Genomic DNA, 16,616 nt, shown 5'->3' on the forward strand with positions numbered 1-16,616 from the left:
TTCGTACTTCATATTATGGGAGCTAATTTTTTCTTTTATTTTACCTAGAACGAGCGCACTTTCGCAAGAGGTCTAATCTACAGAGACGCGGGTAGTGGTATTCGTTAACAAGTCGCGGACGAAGGTATCGCGACTATTGTTAGTGTCTCCCGGCACGAGGTTGGAGGCATTAGATGCAAACCCCACAAACCGCCCGTCGGCGGAGATGGAGGGGAACTCGGAAATGCCGTTCCCCTGATTGCCTGCTGAATCTACAGAGACGCGGGTGGTAGTGTTTGTTAACAAGTCACGCACGAAGATATCACGGGTACCGTTAGTGTCTCCCGCCACAAGGTTGGTGGCATCCGATGCAAACGTCACAAACCGCCCGTCGGCGGAGATGGAGGTCAACAAGGAATAGGAAATGCCGTTCCCCTGATTGCCTGCTGAGTCAACAGAGACGCGGGTAGTGATATTCGTTAACAAGTCGCGGACGAAGATGTCGGCTCTACCGTTAGTGTCCCCCGGCACGAGGTTGGAAGCATTCGATGCAAACGCCACAAACCGCCCGTTACCGGAAATGGAGGGGAGGACGGACAAGGCGTTCCCCTGATTGCCTGCTGAGTTAACTGAGACGCGGGTGATGATATTCGTTAACAAGTCGCGCACGAAGATGTCCTTGCTATTGTTAGTGTCCCCCGGCACGAGGTTGGTGGCGTTAGATAAAAACGTCACAAACCGCCCATCGGCAGAGATGGAGGGGATCTCGGAGTCGCCGATCGCCTGATTGCCTGCTGAGTCAACTGAGACGCGATTAATAGTCATAAGTCCTCACATTAAAATTGCAAATTTGGTAAATAGACGAGTGTTCGATCGCCCGAAGCTTCTGACAAAACAGATTCGCGCGGTTGTAGGGCGATCGACTAATGTTTCTGAATAGTTGCTGCCTATTCTTTCTAGGCTATTATCCCATTTGGGTTGGCTGTTGAAGTCAAAATTTGCTCAACCTGAGCCGGAGTTAGATTCGGATTTGCATTCAAAACTAAAGCGGCTACACCCGCCACGTGAGGGGCCGCCATCGATGTGCCTTCGTAGGTTTTGTAAGTGTTATTTGGAGTTGTAGAAAGGATATCTACTCCAGGTGCGACTACGTAATCCAAAGGTTTAGAACCTGCATAGTTAGAGAAGTAAGCCACTCTGCCATTTTGATCGATTCCTCCGACAGCAATTCCGAAGCGATCGGCATTTCTAGCTGGATAATCTGGTTGGCTGGAATAATCATTTCCTGCTGACATGACGACAACAGAGCCTTTGCTATTTGCATACTGAACTGCGTCCTCAATTACCTTGGAAGATAACCGATAATCGCCCAAGCTGAGGTTAATTACATTGGCTCCATTATTAGCAGCATAGCGAATTCCTTCTGCAATACTATTGATATTCCCATTATACGAGTCCCACACCTTGACAGGCATAATTTTGGCATTGGGGGCAACTCCTGTGATGTGAAAACCATTGCGTTCGGCCGCGATCGCGCCTGCTACGTGAGTCCCGTGACCGTCCCAATCCATTGGGTTGTTGTCGTTCCACACAAAATCCCAACCCCGAATATCATCAATATATCCGTTGCGATCGTCGTCAATTTGGTTATTGGGAATCTCATCCGCATTCTGCCAAATATTGGCATCTAAATCGAGATGGGTGTAGTCAACACCGCTATCCACGACAGCTACAACAATCCCATTTCCGGTAATTCCCCCCTGCCAAACTTCCGGCGCATTTACCATGTCTCTTGCCCAATCATTCCCGCCCAAATTAGGAACTTCTGGGAACTTAACTGGACTGTTAAAAGTGCGGGCTACTGCTGCATTTGCATCCACTAAACCGTATCCGTAATTGCTGCTAAAACCAGTAGCAGGTGTTGCAGTAAGCTCCAGGTTGTAATTCTTATAGCCAGAGTAACTATAAACTCCGACATAGTAATTTCCGGGAGTCAGGTTGAAGAAATTTATCTCGCGGGATGTACTGACTAAGGTAGAAATTCTGTCAATAATTTCGTCAGGTCCTGCCCAACCGTTGCGGTTCTTATCTTCAATTAACTCGATGCCGACATTAGCACTCAAACCGTCGAGACGCAAGCTTAAATTGCTATTGCTGCTGACAGTAAAACTGTAATAATCGTCAGTATCACCAACTCCGACAAAATCGCTTAAGTTGACGCTGCTGTTATCAACTACACCTATATTGCGTGCAGTGGCTAAGGAGTTGCCTGGATCTGATAAATTCAACTGATTAGCCGTTCTCGTTCCTGTGAGGGGATCTGTGCCGACAGCGATCGCATCTGAGTTCGATTTTTGTTGAGCAGGAGATGTAATGCTAGCGACTTGATTGTTGGCTGAGTAACTGAGGCTCTCGCTGCTTTGGGTTACTACAAAATCTGCTATTTGTCCTTGTTCGCCGATCGCGATCGCTGTCAAATTATCAGTGTCAAGACCGTGGGTGGGGATGCTACCGCTAAATTGACTGGATGCAGTGAAAAAATTAAGCTGACCGCTGTTACCAAAGGTTGTTAATGCTGCTGTGAGCTGCTGTTCGCGATCGATTGCCAATATACCGAGCGTACTTTCCATAAATTCACTCCTGATAATTTGAGATTCACTGGTGTTTAAGGGAGACAATGCTTGATTTTAAATTAATTAACATTCTTCCATCGGCGAAATGATAAGTCAATTCATAAATTCATTGCTTGAGTTCATAAAAGTCATAACCCTAATTTCATAAAAGTCATATTTTTCGGCAAGTTATGCCGTTTCAAGCTGAAGCTGTTGTTTTTGCGTCAAAACCATCGCTATGTGTTTTTCGTAATAGGCAGCTTCGTTAATGAATACAGGGAAAACAGTAGATTCTCCTTGATAGGGGAGTGATTCTCCCGTAAATGTGAGAAACATCGGTTCACCGGGATGCAAGGGTTCATAGTCTTTGAACTGAAGTTGGGGGTGGATCGCAGCTTGCAGTTCACCTAGTGAATTTCTGGGATAGTCTACTGAGCCGATCGCCTGATATACAGTTAAATATGATGGTATAGGAAGCGGCTTTCCCCGATTTTGTGCGTCGAGATAATCCAGAATGGCGTGGACTAGCATTTCGGTTTGCTGAAGCTGACGGGCGTTAATGACTCCCTGGGCGATGGGCCCAACTTCTATGGTGCCACCGAAAGCAGAGAGCGATCGAAGCATTGGGGCATCCTCACCAGAATGCTCTCCGAAACAAACTCGCAGTGAGGGTTCGATCTCACTCAAATAAGCTAATAATTGCAAATTGAATGGATGTTTGCTAGATGGTAAAATTGTCAGCCCCATGTTGGCCGTTGTGCTGTGAAGGTCAACGATCACATCAGCCCCATGTTCGTCTTTCGGACATAGTTGGGCGGAGATTTCCTTAGCACGTCTGTTCTCGTAACCCATCAAATCTGGGTTAGACAAATCTTCCTCGGCAAAGCAACGGTTCAAATCGCGATAGACATAACGCCGATTGGACTTTACCGCTTGAGGATTAGCTAATAGAGTAACCACCTCAAAGCTCGATCGTTTCAGTAAGTCTGGGAATTGTTGAAACTTCTTAATCAGATAAACCCCAGTCAACTCGTTTCCGTGGGTTCCTCCCACAACTGCAACTCGTCGAATTACTTGCGAAATCATGAATAATCCTCATTAAGCAATACTTAAATAGGTATTTTGTGCCGAAATTTATAACTATTACTTTCAAAATAAAGAAGTTATAGCTATATGTCAAATACTTTTTTATATATAACAATATACTTAAAAAATATAGTATTTAATCCCCGTTACCAAAGAGAATATAACTGTAGGCTCGTGCTCCAAACCATGATAGTAATCATTCATTCCCAATCATTCAATTCTCAAATCTAAAATCGTATAACCTATGGAACTTCGCCATCTTCGTTACTTCATTGCAGTGGCAGACGAACTGAGCTTTAGTCGCGCGGCAAAGCGATTGCACATTGCCCAACCGCCCCTAAGTCAACAAATTAAAGATTTAGAGGCTGAACTGGGTGTGAAGCTATTCGATCGCAAAAGTCACCCGATTCAGCTAACCCCAGCAGGACAGGCGTTTTTAGAAGAAGCTCGCGCAACTTTGGTACAGTTAGAACAAGCGGTACATAAAACCCAGCGCATTCATCAGGGTGAATTGGGTTATTTGACGGTGGGTTTTCCCAGTTCGATCGCGAATGGTGTCTTTCCAGAGATGCTGCGAACTTTTCGACAGCGATATCCAGAGGTAAAACTGATTTTGCAGGAAGAACATAGTGCTTCCCTAATTCAGAGGTTGCGCGATCGCCAGACTGATATCATTTTTCTCTATCTCTACCACGATATTTCTGAAGCCAATGATTTAGAAACGATGTCTCTCACGCAAGAACCACTTGTCGTCGTTTTACCCAAAAACCATCCGCTTACAGCCCAATCCAAAATTTCGCTTTCCGACCTAAAGGATCAAGAATTTGTAATGCCCCTTCATCAGATTGTGGCTGGCTTATCTGAGGAAATTTACCATGTATGTTCGCAAGCAGGGTTTGTTCCTAAAGTTGCTCAAACAGCCGTCTTTATGGTCACAATTTTGGGATTAGTCGCAGGGGAAACAGGTATCAGCATTCTGCCATCTCACGTACAGAATCTTCAACGGGAAGGAGTGGTCTATCGTCAGATTCAGGAACAAACGACAACCACTCAATTAACTGCTGTTTGGCGGCATAATCATTCGTCCACCATTTTGCAGCAATTCCTCAATATTATTAAAACCCTCTCAATTTATAGCAATCCTAAATAATTTGTGAGAAACAGGCATAGGTAAAAAGCTTTGAAAAGTCAAGCAAGTAAGGTGCGTCGCCATCAACAATCTGCAAGTTTTATCTAATATCTCGCAGATCCGCACCCTACAGATTAACACCACACAATATAGCTGCTACTGTAGTTCATGAACCAGGAATATGCTGTATTAACTGTTACTTGCCGCAATTGGCGAAAGTAGAAAATCGGTTAAATTTTGTAACTTTCCACGCTTGTCATATCTGCGCGCCAGCAAAAAGACAGTACCTAGTTATGCTTTTATCGCTGTCAACATAACTTTGCCAACTTCATGCAGCAACTGTTGGATACTCCCCTGGTATAGGGATTACTTGCGAGCTCATGTTCCATCCTACTTGCTTGCTAAAATTTTGAATTTGACCTTCACAAGTTCGACAAGTATAAGCGCCGACTTTCTGCCAAATTTCTAACTGCGAAGTCAATCCATATTTGCCATCCATTGCTGGATTGCATCCACATCCCATCCGCGCTGAGGTTCGGACAAAACAGATTCGCGCGGGTGTATGGCGATCGATTAATATTTCTGAATAGTCGCTGCCTATTTTTTCTAGGCTATTATCCCATTTGGTTTGGCTATTGTCGTCAAGATATACTCAACTTGAGCCGGAGTAAGAGTCGGGTTGGCATTCAAAACCAAAGCCGCTACACTCGCTACGTAGAGTCTTAATCGCTCGGTAAACTCAATTTTAAACCTGTCCAACTGATACCTCGTGCTTGTGCGTCGCTACTACCACGGCACCTTCTAATCGCGGATCGTAACATCCCACCCAAGCCGCAGGATGACATTCATGTACTAAATACCCGTACAGCCAAATTGCTCCTCTACCTTCAATGACAATTCCTTGGCTTAATTGAACGTCTTGAGGAAGTTTCAAACCTTGTAAATCATCGGGTGTGATGATACCGTCTTGAGTTGTAATTCGCAAGCGCAAATGTTGGTAAGCTAAACCGTCTTGAGTTTGATGGGGGATTATTTTTAATTCAATAGGATTCATAGGATTCATTGGATGCAAAAATGTTGAATGCTGCGATAAAATCATATACCTTTTAGGGCAAATTGGGAATCCGATCGCCAACTTTGAGTCCCAATTGGGCTGCCCTTCCGCCTCTGAGTTCAATAACTCCATCAACGGGAACATCCGGGCCGTAGTTGGGGCAGGTTTCGCTCAAACACGGCGGTACGTTAGGAATTATTGCCTGCACTACGCCTTCCCGCAGAAAAACCATATCGAGCTCAATAAACACGTTTTTCATCCAAAAACGCACGTTTCGCGCGGGTTCGATGGGGAAAAGCATTCCTCTGTCGTCTGGCAATTCTGTGCGAAACATTAAACCTGTGGCTTGTTCTTGGGGAGTTTGCGCCACTTCTAGTCCGATCGCGCGATCGGCTATAATCGTGTTAACCGAAATTGGCAAAAGCTGACCCCTATCTAGTCCGCCAAACAGCGAAATAAAGTTTGATTCAGTCAGATTAGAATTTCCCAAAACAACTCCTAAATAATTACCAGATTTTTTGTCTTTCATAATAGTTTGGTTGTCGGAAACAGAAAGCTCTAAATCGCTAAACTTCATGCCTTCTGTCAAGACAATTTTATCATTGCCGTTGCCAAAATCTGTAATTATATCCGCTTCAGTAATAGTAGATGCGGCGGTTTTTTCAATCACAAATAAATCATCACCCGCGCCTCCTGTTAAGAGATCCCCGCCTTCGCCGCCTATTAGCAAATCGTTACCCCGATCGCCAAAAATCCAATCGGAGTCTTGTCCTCCATAGATTGTATCGCTTCCCTGACCGCCAGACAGCGTATCAGCGCCTTCATTTCCTGCTAGCAAATCATTTTCCCGATCGCCAAAAATTCGGTCATTTCCCCCCAAACCTTGAACAGTATCATTACCCGCAAATCCTCTAATCGTATCGTTGCTGAGAGTTCCCAGGAGAAAATCGAAGCCGAAACTACCGTCGATGTTAACCATTGTGCGTTTAATGATGCGTTTAATAAAATGAAGATTTGGCGATCGGCATCCGCCAACCGGTACCAAAAGCTCGAGCACTAATTTTCAAACCAGGGGCTGCTTGCCGCCGTTTAAACTCCGCTTGCCTCACTAATTTTACTACACGTTTAACCACGGCTTCATCGTGTCCTGCCGCCACAATTTGTTGGGCAGATTCGTGATGTTCGATCAACCGCTGCAAGATGTCATCCAAAACATCGTAATCCGGCAAAGAATCTTGGTCAATTTGGCCAGGTTTTAGTTCAGCACTCGGCGGTTTATTAATAATATTAACCGGAATAATTTTCTTTCCCAAATTTGCATGATTTTTAATCTTCTCACTCCCAGAATTCAGCCACCGACAAAGCGAATAAACGCGAGTTTTCGGCACATCAGAAATCACCGCCAATCCCCCATTCATATCGCCGTAGAGAGTGCAGTAACCCACCGCCATTTCCGACTTATTGCCAGTCGAAAGCAGCAAATGTCCGAACTTATTAGAAATTGCCATCAACAGATTGCCTCGAATCCGCGATTGAATATTTTCCTCAGCAATCCCGAAAGTTGTATTGACAAACAAATTGGCGAGAGTGCGATCGTAAGTTTTCATCAAATCGCCGATCGGCAACATTTCGATTGCAATGCCCAGATTTCGTGCTAATTCCAAAGCATCATTAACCGAATGATCCGAACTGTAAGGAGAAGGCATCAACACCCCTAGAACATTTTCGGGCCCGATCGCGCAACTGGCGATCGCAGCCACCAAAGCCGAATCTATCCCGCCACTCAAACCGAGTACAACCTTAGAAAAACCGCACTTGCGGACATAATCTCCTACTCCCAAAACCAAAGCAGCCCAAATTTCTGCATCTCCTTCTGCCGGATGAAAACTTAAATCTGTTGTGGATCGGGCATCTTGCCCATTCCCACCGCTGCCAACTAAATCTTGTTTAGTGGCGTCATATTCCAGCACCGCAAAATCCGTTTCAAAAGAAGCTAATACCTGAATTAAATCACCCTTTCGATTCACACCAAAACTGCTACCATCAAAAATAATATCGTCATTTCCCCCTACCTGATTAGCGTAAATAATCGGTATCCCGCAGCGAATGATGCTGTGCTGCAACATCGCCGATCGCACTCCCCGCTTCCCCGCAGAATAAGGCGATGCCGACAAATTCACCACTAAATCTACACCCAATTTTGCCAGATCGGAAACAGGATCGCCCGCGTAACTGCGTTTACCCCAAAACTCCTCATTGTTCCACAAATCTTCACAAATTGTCACGCCGATTTTGACTTCGCCAATAGAAAAGTAATTGCTGTTTTCTCCCGGTTCAAAATATCTATCTTCATCAAATACATCATAAGTAGGCAACAAGCGTTTATGAAAAACTGTTTTGACGGCGCCATTTTGCAACAAAATAGCACTATTAAACAAGGATTTTCCGCCGAGTTTAACAGCATTAGCATTAGGTAAGGCAGTGCCTACTATGACTGCCAACTCCGGCGGCAAAGCTTGCGCCAGTTGCTGCAACTGTGTACCTGCATCTGCAATGAAACTCGGATTAATTAACAAATCGCGCGGCGGATAACCGATCAGGGAAAGTTCCGGTGTTAGCAATAAGTTTGCGCCCTCAACCTCAGCTTTTTTCGCAGCCTCCAGAATCAGGTTGGAGTTGCCCAAGATATCACCAATAGTAGGGTTGAGTTGTGCGATCGCAATTTTCATATCACCAAATCACCTCATAAATATTGCTAACAGTCCGCCCGCGCGGACTCACTTTCCTATAGTTCTAGATTTGAATGTATAGAAACCTTACTCAGATTTGAAATGTTTCAACTCTTCCTCAATATAATAATTTACCAAATCCCGGTAAATATTTTCAACCACATCAGGATTCAAACCTGATTCTAAAGCCCACTCGCGCCGCTGCTGTAACATAGCATGAAAGCGATCGGGCGCTCTAACGCCAGCTTCACTCGTTTTGAACCTTGCTGCCGCGACGACGTATTTAAATCTTTTGCTCAAAGCGTCGATCACTTCTCGATCGATGATATCAATTTCCTCCCGAACTTCGTGAATATTAGCGCATTCATCGGGGTCTTTCATAGTCTGCACTCCTTAATAGCTTATATTCTAATGTTACTAAATTGATCCCAGAATGTCATCCAAGGAACAGCTAAATAAACACCAGTGGCTTATTTTTGAAAGGAGCAAAAGCGGCCGCATCAAAGCGGTACAAACTAGCAGGGCGGCCAGCCCCGCGCGAAACCTTAACACCGGTATCGCACAAAAAACCCAATTTCAACAATCGAGCTCTAAAATTAGAATAATCAGAAAAATTTTCCCCCAAAATAGTTGTATAAAGCTGATACAAGTCGCTCAAAGTAAAAAGTTCCGGCAAAACTTCAAAAGCTACCGGGCTGTATTCAAGTTTGTTACGCAGTCGCCGATATCCGTATTCGAGAATTTGATTGTGATCGAAGGCCAGCTTAGGAACTTGTTGCACGGGATACCAAGCAATACCGCCGACACGGTGCCCGACACCCGCGACTACACTCCCAGCAATTAACTCAGCTTCCTCAAAGCGTACCAAAGCAAAATAACTAACCGAAAGATAACGATCGCCCCTGGTAATTTCCCGAGGATCGCGCCCGGGTTCTCCAAAAGTATACAATTGCTCCAGATACAAATTTTTTACCCGAATTTTCTCAGACAAAATCCGGTAAGCTGCATTTTCCAGAGACTCTCCGTGCCGCACCAAAGTACCGGGAAGACTCCAAGAATCGATAAACGGTTCGTCTTGCCGCATTATCAACAGCACCAACAAGCGGTTCTGCACGGTATCGACGGAAAAAATAACATTATCTACTCCTACTTTAAAGTCAGCTAATGAGCAACCCTCGCTCTTTTTTGTGCCTCGTGCCATGCGTACAAATGCTCCCTATGGATGTAATCTTCGATGGTCGGAGTCAGAGCTTCCCTGTCTCCTTTTTCCCGATAGGAAGTAGAAGAAACATTGGGAGCACTCAAAGATGCGATCGCCACGTCTGCACCCATGCGCCTCAACTGCCACAAATCTATTTGCTCTGATGGATAACCGGGTCGCGGTACTATCAGCAAATCCACTTGTTTTAACAATTGTTCAAATTTGTACCAGCGAGACAGTTGCCCTACCAAGTCAGAACCGATTACCAGCGTCAAATCTGCATCCGGCCACAGCAATCTTGCTTGTTCCACAGTTTCCACAGTCCTCGGACTGCTGAGTTCTGGATGCAAGCAAAGATTGTGTCTGGGCGAATTAATTTCTTGAATCATTAACAGCAGCATTGCCGATCGGTGTTGTAAAGAAGTTTGATGCGACTTAAAAGGATTGTCCGACGCCCAAACTGCTACCCAATCAAAATGTTGCGAAAGCCAACTCAGAATTGTTTTATGTCCCGCTGTGGGCGGATCGGCACTGGTTCCAAAAAGAGCAATCTTCTGCATAGGGAATCGGTAATTGTTGACTGTTGACTGTTGACTGTTGACTGTTGACTGTTGACTGTTGACTTCAATCTAAAATCTAAAATCTAAAATCTAAAATCGATTGACTCTTTTTCGTTTTTTGGGTGAGAGTCTGCAAATCTGTAGAAATTTCCACCTGCAGCGAAATCGGGTTGTCAAGTTGGCGAGTTTCGGGTCGAAGACTGGCGACAGAAGCAGCAGTGCGTTTGGCGATCTCCTCCAAACTTTCCTGGTTCTGAACTCGTTTGCCATCCTTGACAACCAACTCCATTAATGGTAAGTAATAATCGCAATTGTGAATAGTTTCTCCCGACAATCCCAAATAATCTCCGAGAATTTGCCCATTTTCAATATGTCTAAAAATTTGCTTTCTTCCTGGATATGTTACCTTGCCGCTTGCCTCTTTCATCACCGGAATTCCGTCAATTTCCACCAACTTATAAACACCGTTGATAGGAGAACCGCTGACCAACTTCGTTCCCAAACCGTAACCGTCAATGCAAGCACCGCTACTTTTTAATTTCGCAATTTCTCGATCGTCCAAATCGCCGCTAGCAAAAATTGGAACCCCAGGCAGGATCGATCGAACTTCCCGAGACAGCAGCGCCAAATCGCCCGAATCCAGCCGCACGCCTTCCAACTGCATTTCACCGCTGTTTACTCGATCGGCCAACATCCGCGCCGCCGCCACAGTATCATAAGTATCGATCAGCAGCGGCGCCCCCGGAAAATAGCGGTGAAAAGCTGCAAACGCCTGATTCTCACTGCCTTCGAGGGCAGCCACAGCCATTACCAAAGCATGGGCGATCGTACCGACAGGCTTGCGGCCCAACTTCAAAGCAGCCAAAATATTAGAAGTTCCGTCGAATCCCGCAGCCAGGGCAGCCCTAGCCGCCCAAACAGCAGCTTGAGGCCCAAAAGCCCTGCGCGTCCCGAATTCCAGCAACTTAGCCTCCGGGCCCGCCACATCCCGCAGCCGCGCTGCCCGCGTCGCAATCAAAGTTTGATAATTTATCGCATTCAATAAATAAGTTTCCACTAACTGAGCCTGCCACAGAGGAGCCTCAATTCGCAGCAGAGGCTCGTTAGCAAACACCGCCGTCCCCTCCGGCACCGCCCAAACATCGCCAGTAAAACGAGCTGTGGCGAGTAAAGTCCAAAATCGTTCCGGGGCGTCGGCAAAAATCCCAGTGGACTGCAAAGCCTCAATTTGCGCCGGCGAAAACCGAAATTTTTCCAAATAATCGATAACTTGAGCCAAACCCATCGCGATCGCGTAGCCAAAACCTTCTGGCAGCCTGCGCGCGAATAATTCAAAACTCGCGGCCCGCCCGTCGATCCCTTCCCCGACGTAACAAGCGGACATCGTTAGCTGGTAGAGATCGGTCAAAAGGCTGTAATCTGCTGAAGAAACCGTTAGTTCCTGGTCTTCTAAGATTTCTTCAAAACCTGTGAGCTGCAGGCTTTCTGTCGCAGTTTCCATAAGAAAAACCCCGAACAAACTTCTTTTTTTTAATTATAGTGACAAACACCATATCTTTTTGTAAATTTTTGATAAAGATTGCAGATATTTGTCGGAAAAATTCGCTTATTATGCCCTTTAATAGCAGATTTAGGTTGATTTTTCGATTAATATTATGGTAAAAGCAATATAAATACTGAATTTAAAAAACTCAGGAATTAAGCACAAACACTCAAGCGTTCCGGGTCTTTTGCGAAAATATTTCCTTGCAGCCTTTGAAGAGAGTTAGACAACCCGGTTTCTGAGCGTCGGGAGGGCGATCGCGAGTGCTTGAGCTGAGCAAGGAAAAATCTACCAGCAAAAGGTCGATCGTCCAAAAATGCGTAATTTCTCAAACCTTCAGCTTGCTTCTATGTTGCAGACCAATAAGTAATTCAAATAAATATTGCTAAACTCATGCACAGCCCAAAAATCCGAGTAATATTAAAAGTATCAGAACTCAGACAAGAGAGGCAGATTCTATGAATCTTTCTAAATCTTTGACAAACGCAATGCGTTACGTTTCGGAAGCAGCGGTGCGGATTTTTAGCCCCAGCGATGACAACTATCCAAATAGTGGAGTTCAACCTTTTGAAGGTAAGCTTTCCAAAAGTTCTAAATCCAAAGAATGAACAGCCATTCCGGCAGTTTCTAGCGAGTTCGGCACAGGGATTCAGTTTAACAGTCAACAGTTAACAATTAACTGTTGGCTGTTAGCTTTTGACTTGGAACTTTTGACTTAGGACTTTGACCAAGAATTTCTTGATGGTATTCGCCACGTGATTTATCCGTGGAATCCATCCAAAATCTCAAATCTCAAATTCTCAACTCCCCGAATTTATCCGTGGGGTCAATCCAAAATCTAAAATCTAAAATCTAAAATCGAATGACTGTGAATAGTAATTGTAGGCGTGGTTTCCCTTCCTTCTACCCCACCTACAATTACCAATCACCAATTACATTTAACTTCCCAAATTGACAAAAGGTATAGCAAAACCATTTGATTTGTAAACAATCGATTCAATCATCACAAGCGTTTCAGGTTGTTCTACATTCACAACTCAAATAAACTTGCTATATATTCAGTGTAGTAAGCTTTTGAAATAAAGATTTTGGCGTTGCTGATTTAAGGTAGGAAAGGCTAAATATGCAAGGCATAGAAACCAATATTCACAAAACTTCGGGATTTTTAAGTGATTTTTTTCATACCCTGATTAAGCAAAGCCTTTTTTGTAGATTTATATAATGATTTAGACGTGCTATGGAGCCAGGATCTGGTTTACAAGATTATTAGTTCTAGTTGATTATGGTTGGTAAAAACCGCCCCTACAGGAATTACGCTCGATTCACACGTATATGATATGAGGTAAATAAAAACCCAGTTTCTTAAATAAACTGGGTTTCCATTGATGTTTTCTGATTGGATGTTTAAACTCAGCGGAAGCGCGATCGCTTATAGTTACAAGCCGCTCATTTCCCGAAATATGACTGCAAGTAGTTAATCAGTTGCGTGGATATGCGGGGCTTTAGATAGTCCGGCACTGGGCCTTCGATTGTGATAGTACGCATACCACCTGCGATCGCTTCGAGTTCCAAGTCGCTCAATTCTCGATAGGTTGAGTTTTCCGGTGTAGATGTTGCTTTTTTTATGATGCTTTCACTCGACATGGAAGTTACTCCTTGTGGATTTTTTACAGCTAGGCTATGGCTGGCCTATGCGTAAATTTAGTTTAGAAAATTCCCTGGCTAAAGTAGCTAGCTCAAAGTTGAGTTTTGAAGGTATAAAAACAACTTAGTTTGAACTAACCTTTGGTTGAGGAGATCACCTGAACTTTTGGCTAGGTATCGCAGATCGCATACAACTATATACTGGTAACACTCTCTGGCAATGACTAAAGCCTGCGTCCCATTCCTGAGTTTCTCCAAGTGATCGCCCCAACGCCCCAACGCCCCAACGCCTAACAAAAACCCCACACCGCCCATTAAATGCTCAAAAGGTTAAATTCACACGGAGCCTTTACTAATGACCCACTTCGGCATTTTCTGTCCAGCCGGCGACGGCCACCTCAACCCCATGACAACATTAGGCAACGAACTGCTTCGCCGAGGCCATCGAGTTACCGTATTTAACTTCCTCGATGCTAAAACCACCACCTTAGCCAGCGGCTTAGAATTCCAGCCATTAGCTGAAGATGAATTTCCCCCAGGCTCAATGGCAGAAGGCTTGGCCCAACTGGGGAAACTCAGCGGAATGACAGCATTTCGATATACTATCAAAGCATTCACAGAGATTTCGACTGCTATCATCACAGAGGCTCCAACTGCCATTCAAAAAGCCGGTGTAGAAGCTTTACTCGTAGACCAAGTTTCATTCGAGGGAGGAACAATTGCAGAATTTCTCAACCTTCCTTTTGTCACAGTATGCAGTGCTTTGATGGTAAATAGAGACCCTAACATTCCTCCGTTTTGTACTTCTTGGCAATACAATCCAACTTTACCAAACCGCCTACGCAATCAACTCAGCTATCAGTTACTAAATCTGGCAGTCAAACCGATTCGAGAGGTGATTGCTGAGTATCGCCACCAGTGGAAATTACCTTTGTACTCTCACCCGAATGATGGTTACTCTAAACTCGCTCAGCTCAGCCAGCAGCCTGCTGAATTAGAGTTTCCCAGACAAAATTTACCCCCTTATTTCCATTTCACCGGCCCTTATCACAACCCAAAGACGCGCAAACCAGTGCCTTTTCCCTTTGAAAAATTAACTGGCCAACCATTGATTTATGCTTCGATGGGAACTATTCAAAATCGCTTGCTGGATGTTTTTCAAACGATCGCCTCTGCTTGTGAAGGATTAGACGCTCAATTGGTGATTTCTCTGGGAGGTGGCGCGAGTCCAGAATCCTTCCCGCAATTGCCGGGAAATCCGATCGTTGTTGGCTATGCACCCCAATTAGAATTGCTGCAAAAAGCAACTCTCACAATTACTCACGCGGGGATGAATACAACCTTGGAATCCTTGAGTAATGGAGTACCGATGGTGGCAATTCCTGTGGCGAACGATCAGCCGGGAGTCGCAGCGCGGATTGCTTATACGGGTGTTGGGGAAGTGGTTCCTTTGAAGGAATTGAGCGTTCCTAAATTGCGATCGGCAATTGTGAAAGTCCTAACCCAAGAGTCGTATAAACAAAGGGCGATCGCGCTGCAAGAGGCGATCGGGCGATCGGGCGGAGTCAAGCGCGCCGCTGACATTATCGAACAGGTTGTGTTGACTGGGAAACCTGTTTTGGCTGGGAAATAATACTTTTTGGCGGTGATTTTAAGCTCCTAGAAGAGCAAAAATAAGCTGTAGCCAAGAGGAGCGATCGCCCCACCTCCCCAACGCCCAACAAAAACCCCTCACACCGCCGATTAAATGCTAAAAAAGGTTGAATTCACACGGAGACTTTACTAATGACTCACTTCGGCATTCTGTGTCCACCCGGTGCCGGCCACCTCAACCCTATGACAACATTAGGCTGCGAACTGCTTCGCAGAGGCCATCGAGTTACAGTATTTGGCTTCCTTGAGGCTCAAGTCACAACCTTAGCCAGCGGATTGGAATTTCAGCCATTAGCTGAAGAAGAGTTTCCCGTCGGCTGGTTCGCAGAAATCCTTTCCCAACGCGGAAAACTTAGCGGACTAGCGGCATTGCAACATACTTTTAAGGAAGTTGCGAAGACTTCAGATGCTATTCTTAGAGAGGCTCCTATCTCTATTAAAAAAGCTGATGTAGAAGCTTTACTCGTAGACCAAGTTTCACTGGAAGGAGGAACAATTGCAGAATTTATAAACATTCCTTTTATCACAGTTTGCAGTGCGTTACTATTAAATCGAGACCCCGACGTTCCACCTATTTGTACCCTTTGGCAGTACGATCCAACTTGGAAAGGACGCTTACGGAATCAAGTCAGCTATCAGTTACTCAGTTTGCTTGCCAGACCGATTCGAGAAGGGATTTCTGAGTATCGCAGAAAGTGGAACTTACCTTTGCAATCCCACCCAAACGATTATTACTCGAAACTAGCTCAAATCACTCAGCAGTCGGCTGAATTAGAGTTTCCCAGACAAAATTTACCCCCTTATTTCCATTTCACAGGCCCTTATCACAATCCTGCGACGCGCAAACCAGTGCCTTTTCCTTTTGAACAATTAACTGGCCAACCATTGATTTATGCTTCGATGGGAACTATTCAAAATCGCTTGCTGGATGTTTTTCAAACGATCGCCTCTGCTTGTGAAGGATTAGACGCTCAATTGGTGATTTCTCTGGGAGGTGGCGCGAGTCCAGAATCCTTCCCGCAATTGCCGGGAAATCCGATCGTTGTTGGCTATGCACCCCAATTAGAATTGCTGCAAAAAGCAACTCTCACAATTACTCACGCGGGGATGAATACAACCTTGGAATCCTTGAGTAATGGAGTACCGATGGTGGCAATTCCTGTGGCGAACGATCAGCCGGGAGTCGCAGCGCGGATTGCTTATACGGGTGTTGGGGAAGTGGTTCCTTTGAAGGAATTGAGCGTTCCTAAATTGCGATCGGCAATTGTGAAAGTCCTAACCCAAGAGTCGTATAAACAAAGGGCGATCGCGCTGCAAGAGGCGATCGGGCGATCGGGCGGAGTCAAGCGCGCCGCTGACATTATCGAACAGGTTGTATTGACTGGGAAACCTGTTTTGGCAGAAAAATAGTCGCAGACTAAAATCT

The 16,616-nt window shown here is 45.0% G+C and carries 18 protein-coding genes; 4 read left to right on the forward strand and 14 right to left on the reverse strand.

What is annotated here, in order from left to right; genetic code table 11:
* Nucleotides 1-72: 72 nt before the first annotated feature.
* From QUA03_RS22420 to QUA03_RS22430, 3 genes are all read right to left on the reverse strand, one after another.
* Nucleotides 73-804, reverse strand: a complete 732-nt coding sequence (locus QUA03_RS22420) for a hypothetical protein (protein ID WP_333215084.1) — start codon at nt 802-804, stop codon at nt 73-75.
* 131 nt (nt 805-935) lie between these two features.
* On the reverse strand, nt 936-2,609 hold the full coding sequence (locus QUA03_RS22425) for a S8 family serine peptidase (protein ID WP_333215086.1): 1,674 nt from the start codon (nt 2,607-2,609) through the stop codon (nt 936-938).
* A gap of 171 nt (nt 2,610-2,780) precedes the next feature.
* The gene (locus tag QUA03_RS22430) at nt 2,781-3,677 is read right to left on the reverse strand and encodes an aspartoacylase (RefSeq protein WP_333215088.1); all 897 of its coding nucleotides are present in this window, start codon (nt 3,675-3,677) and stop codon (nt 2,781-2,783) included.
* A gap of 244 nt (nt 3,678-3,921) precedes the next feature.
* Here QUA03_RS22430 and QUA03_RS22435 point away from each other — a divergent pair, with 244 nt between their 5' ends.
* Nucleotides 3,922-4,827 (forward strand): LysR substrate-binding domain-containing protein, encoded by a 906-nt coding sequence (locus tag QUA03_RS22435; protein WP_333083738.1) that lies wholly within the window; start codon nt 3,922-3,924, stop codon nt 4,825-4,827.
* Between the two features lie 307 nt (nt 4,828-5,134).
* Here QUA03_RS22435 and QUA03_RS22440 read toward each other — a convergent pair whose 3' ends face one another.
* From QUA03_RS22440 to QUA03_RS22485, 10 genes are all read right to left on the reverse strand, one after another.
* Nucleotides 5,135-5,305 carry a hypothetical protein gene (locus tag QUA03_RS22440; protein ID WP_333215090.1) on the reverse strand — a complete coding sequence of 57 codons (171 nt, stop codon included), beginning with the start codon at nt 5,303-5,305 and terminating at the stop codon, nt 5,135-5,137.
* A 107-nt stretch (nt 5,306-5,412) separates the two neighbouring features.
* Complete coding sequence (locus QUA03_RS22445; RefSeq protein ID WP_333215092.1) at nt 5,413-5,565, reverse strand: hypothetical protein; 153 nt, start codon at nt 5,563-5,565, stop codon at nt 5,413-5,415.
* Nucleotides 5,552-5,860: a CRISPR-associated ring nuclease Crn3/Csx3 gene (gene crn3 / locus QUA03_RS22450; protein WP_333215095.1), complete on the reverse strand. Its 309-nt coding sequence runs from the start codon at nt 5,858-5,860 to the stop codon at nt 5,552-5,554. The genes QUA03_RS22445 and crn3 overlap by 14 nt, the downstream gene beginning before the upstream one ends.
* A 52-nt stretch (nt 5,861-5,912) precedes the next feature.
* Entirely contained in the window at nt 5,913-6,917 is a 1,005-nt protein-coding gene (locus QUA03_RS22455; RefSeq protein WP_333215097.1) for a DUF192 domain-containing protein, read from the reverse strand.
* On the reverse strand, nt 6,859-8,589 hold the full coding sequence (locus QUA03_RS22460; RefSeq protein WP_333215098.1) for an NAD+ synthase: 1,731 nt from the start codon (nt 8,587-8,589) through the stop codon (nt 6,859-6,861). Before QUA03_RS22460 ends, QUA03_RS22455 begins: the two co-directional genes overlap by 59 nt.
* 87 nt (nt 8,590-8,676) lie before the next feature.
* Entirely contained in the window at nt 8,677-8,970 is a 294-nt protein-coding gene (locus QUA03_RS22465; protein ID WP_333159752.1) for an isochorismate lyase, read from the reverse strand.
* Between the two features lie 70 nt (nt 8,971-9,040).
* Nucleotides 9,041-9,790, reverse strand: a complete 750-nt coding sequence (locus QUA03_RS22470; protein ID WP_333215099.1) for an NrtR DNA-binding winged helix domain-containing protein — start codon at nt 9,788-9,790, stop codon at nt 9,041-9,043.
* The gene (locus QUA03_RS22475; RefSeq protein WP_333215101.1) at nt 9,751-10,350 is read right to left on the reverse strand and encodes a nicotinate-nucleotide adenylyltransferase; all 600 of its coding nucleotides are present in this window, start codon (nt 10,348-10,350) and stop codon (nt 9,751-9,753) included. Before QUA03_RS22475 ends, QUA03_RS22470 begins: the two co-directional genes overlap by 40 nt.
* Before the next feature lie 76 nt (nt 10,351-10,426).
* Nucleotides 10,427-11,851, reverse strand: a complete 1,425-nt coding sequence (locus tag QUA03_RS22480; RefSeq protein ID WP_333215103.1) for a nicotinate phosphoribosyltransferase — start codon at nt 11,849-11,851, stop codon at nt 10,427-10,429.
* A gap of 197 nt (nt 11,852-12,048) precedes the next feature.
* Complete coding sequence (locus QUA03_RS22485) at nt 12,049-12,225, reverse strand: hypothetical protein (RefSeq protein ID WP_333215105.1); 177 nt, start codon at nt 12,223-12,225, stop codon at nt 12,049-12,051.
* Nucleotides 12,226-12,351: 126 nt separating this feature from the next.
* Here QUA03_RS22485 and QUA03_RS22490 point away from each other — a divergent pair, with 126 nt between their 5' ends.
* Nucleotides 12,352-12,501 (forward strand): isochorismate synthase, encoded by a 150-nt coding sequence (locus QUA03_RS22490; protein ID WP_333083725.1) that lies wholly within the window; start codon nt 12,352-12,354, stop codon nt 12,499-12,501.
* An 838-nt stretch (nt 12,502-13,339) separates the two neighbouring features.
* On the opposite strand, the gene QUA03_RS22495 is transcribed toward QUA03_RS22490, so the two are convergent.
* Nucleotides 13,340-13,537, reverse strand: a complete 198-nt coding sequence (locus QUA03_RS22495; protein ID WP_333083724.1) for a hypothetical protein — start codon at nt 13,535-13,537, stop codon at nt 13,340-13,342.
* A gap of 355 nt (nt 13,538-13,892) precedes the next feature.
* On the opposite strand from QUA03_RS22495, the gene QUA03_RS22500 reads away from it, so the two are divergent.
* Together QUA03_RS22500 and QUA03_RS22505 are read left to right on the forward strand one after the other, a co-directional pair.
* Nucleotides 13,893-15,170 carry a glycosyltransferase gene (locus QUA03_RS22500; RefSeq protein WP_333215107.1) on the forward strand — a complete coding sequence of 426 codons (1,278 nt, stop codon included), beginning with the start codon at nt 13,893-13,895 and terminating at the stop codon, nt 15,168-15,170.
* A 152-nt stretch (nt 15,171-15,322) separates the two neighbouring features.
* Nucleotides 15,323-16,600, forward strand: coding sequence for a glycosyltransferase (locus QUA03_RS22505; protein WP_333215108.1), 1,278 nt, complete (start codon nt 15,323-15,325; stop codon nt 16,598-16,600).
* Nucleotides 16,601-16,616: the final 16 nt, after the last annotated feature.

This window comes from Microcoleus sp. S36b_A4, assembly GCF_036700645.1.
GTDB lineage: Bacteria > Cyanobacteriota > Cyanobacteriia > Cyanobacteriales > Microcoleaceae > Microcoleus.

Excerpts from the sequence above, each read along its gene's own strand:
- QUA03_RS22500 (WP_333215107.1), top strand. The coding sequence starts at position 13,893 with ATGACCCACTTCGGCATTTTCTGTCCAGCCGGCGACGGCCACCTCAAC.
- QUA03_RS22425 (WP_333215086.1), bottom strand. The coding sequence starts at position 2,609 with ATGGAAAGTACGCTCGGTATATTGGCAATCGATCGCGAACAGCAGCTC.
- QUA03_RS22505 (WP_333215108.1), top strand. The coding sequence starts at position 15,323 with ATGACTCACTTCGGCATTCTGTGTCCACCCGGTGCCGGCCACCTCAAC.
- QUA03_RS22440 (WP_333215090.1), bottom strand. The coding sequence starts at position 5,305 with ATGGATGGCAAATATGGATTGACTTCGCAGTTAGAAATTTGGCAGAAA.
- QUA03_RS22495 (WP_333083724.1), bottom strand. The coding sequence starts at position 13,537 with ATGTCGAGTGAAAGCATCATAAAAAAAGCAACATCTACACCGGAAAAC.
- QUA03_RS22490 (WP_333083725.1), top strand. The coding sequence starts at position 12,352 with ATGAATCTTTCTAAATCTTTGACAAACGCAATGCGTTACGTTTCGGAA.
- QUA03_RS22465 (WP_333159752.1), bottom strand. The coding sequence starts at position 8,970 with ATGAAAGACCCCGATGAATGCGCTAATATTCACGAAGTTCGGGAGGAA.
- QUA03_RS22460 (WP_333215098.1), bottom strand. The coding sequence starts at position 8,589 with ATGAAAATTGCGATCGCACAACTCAACCCTACTATTGGTGATATCTTG.
- crn3 (WP_333215095.1), bottom strand. The coding sequence starts at position 5,860 with ATGAATCCTATTGAATTAAAAATAATCCCCCATCAAACTCAAGACGGT.
- QUA03_RS22435 (WP_333083738.1), top strand. The coding sequence starts at position 3,922 with ATGGAACTTCGCCATCTTCGTTACTTCATTGCAGTGGCAGACGAACTG.
- QUA03_RS22430 (WP_333215088.1), bottom strand. The coding sequence starts at position 3,677 with ATGATTTCGCAAGTAATTCGACGAGTTGCAGTTGTGGGAGGAACCCAC.
- QUA03_RS22420 (WP_333215084.1), bottom strand. The coding sequence starts at position 804 with ATGACTATTAATCGCGTCTCAGTTGACTCAGCAGGCAATCAGGCGATC.
- QUA03_RS22480 (WP_333215103.1), bottom strand. The coding sequence starts at position 11,851 with ATGGAAACTGCGACAGAAAGCCTGCAGCTCACAGGTTTTGAAGAAATC.
- QUA03_RS22475 (WP_333215101.1), bottom strand. The coding sequence starts at position 10,350 with ATGCAGAAGATTGCTCTTTTTGGAACCAGTGCCGATCCGCCCACAGCG.
- QUA03_RS22470 (WP_333215099.1), bottom strand. The coding sequence starts at position 9,790 with ATGGCACGAGGCACAAAAAAGAGCGAGGGTTGCTCATTAGCTGACTTT.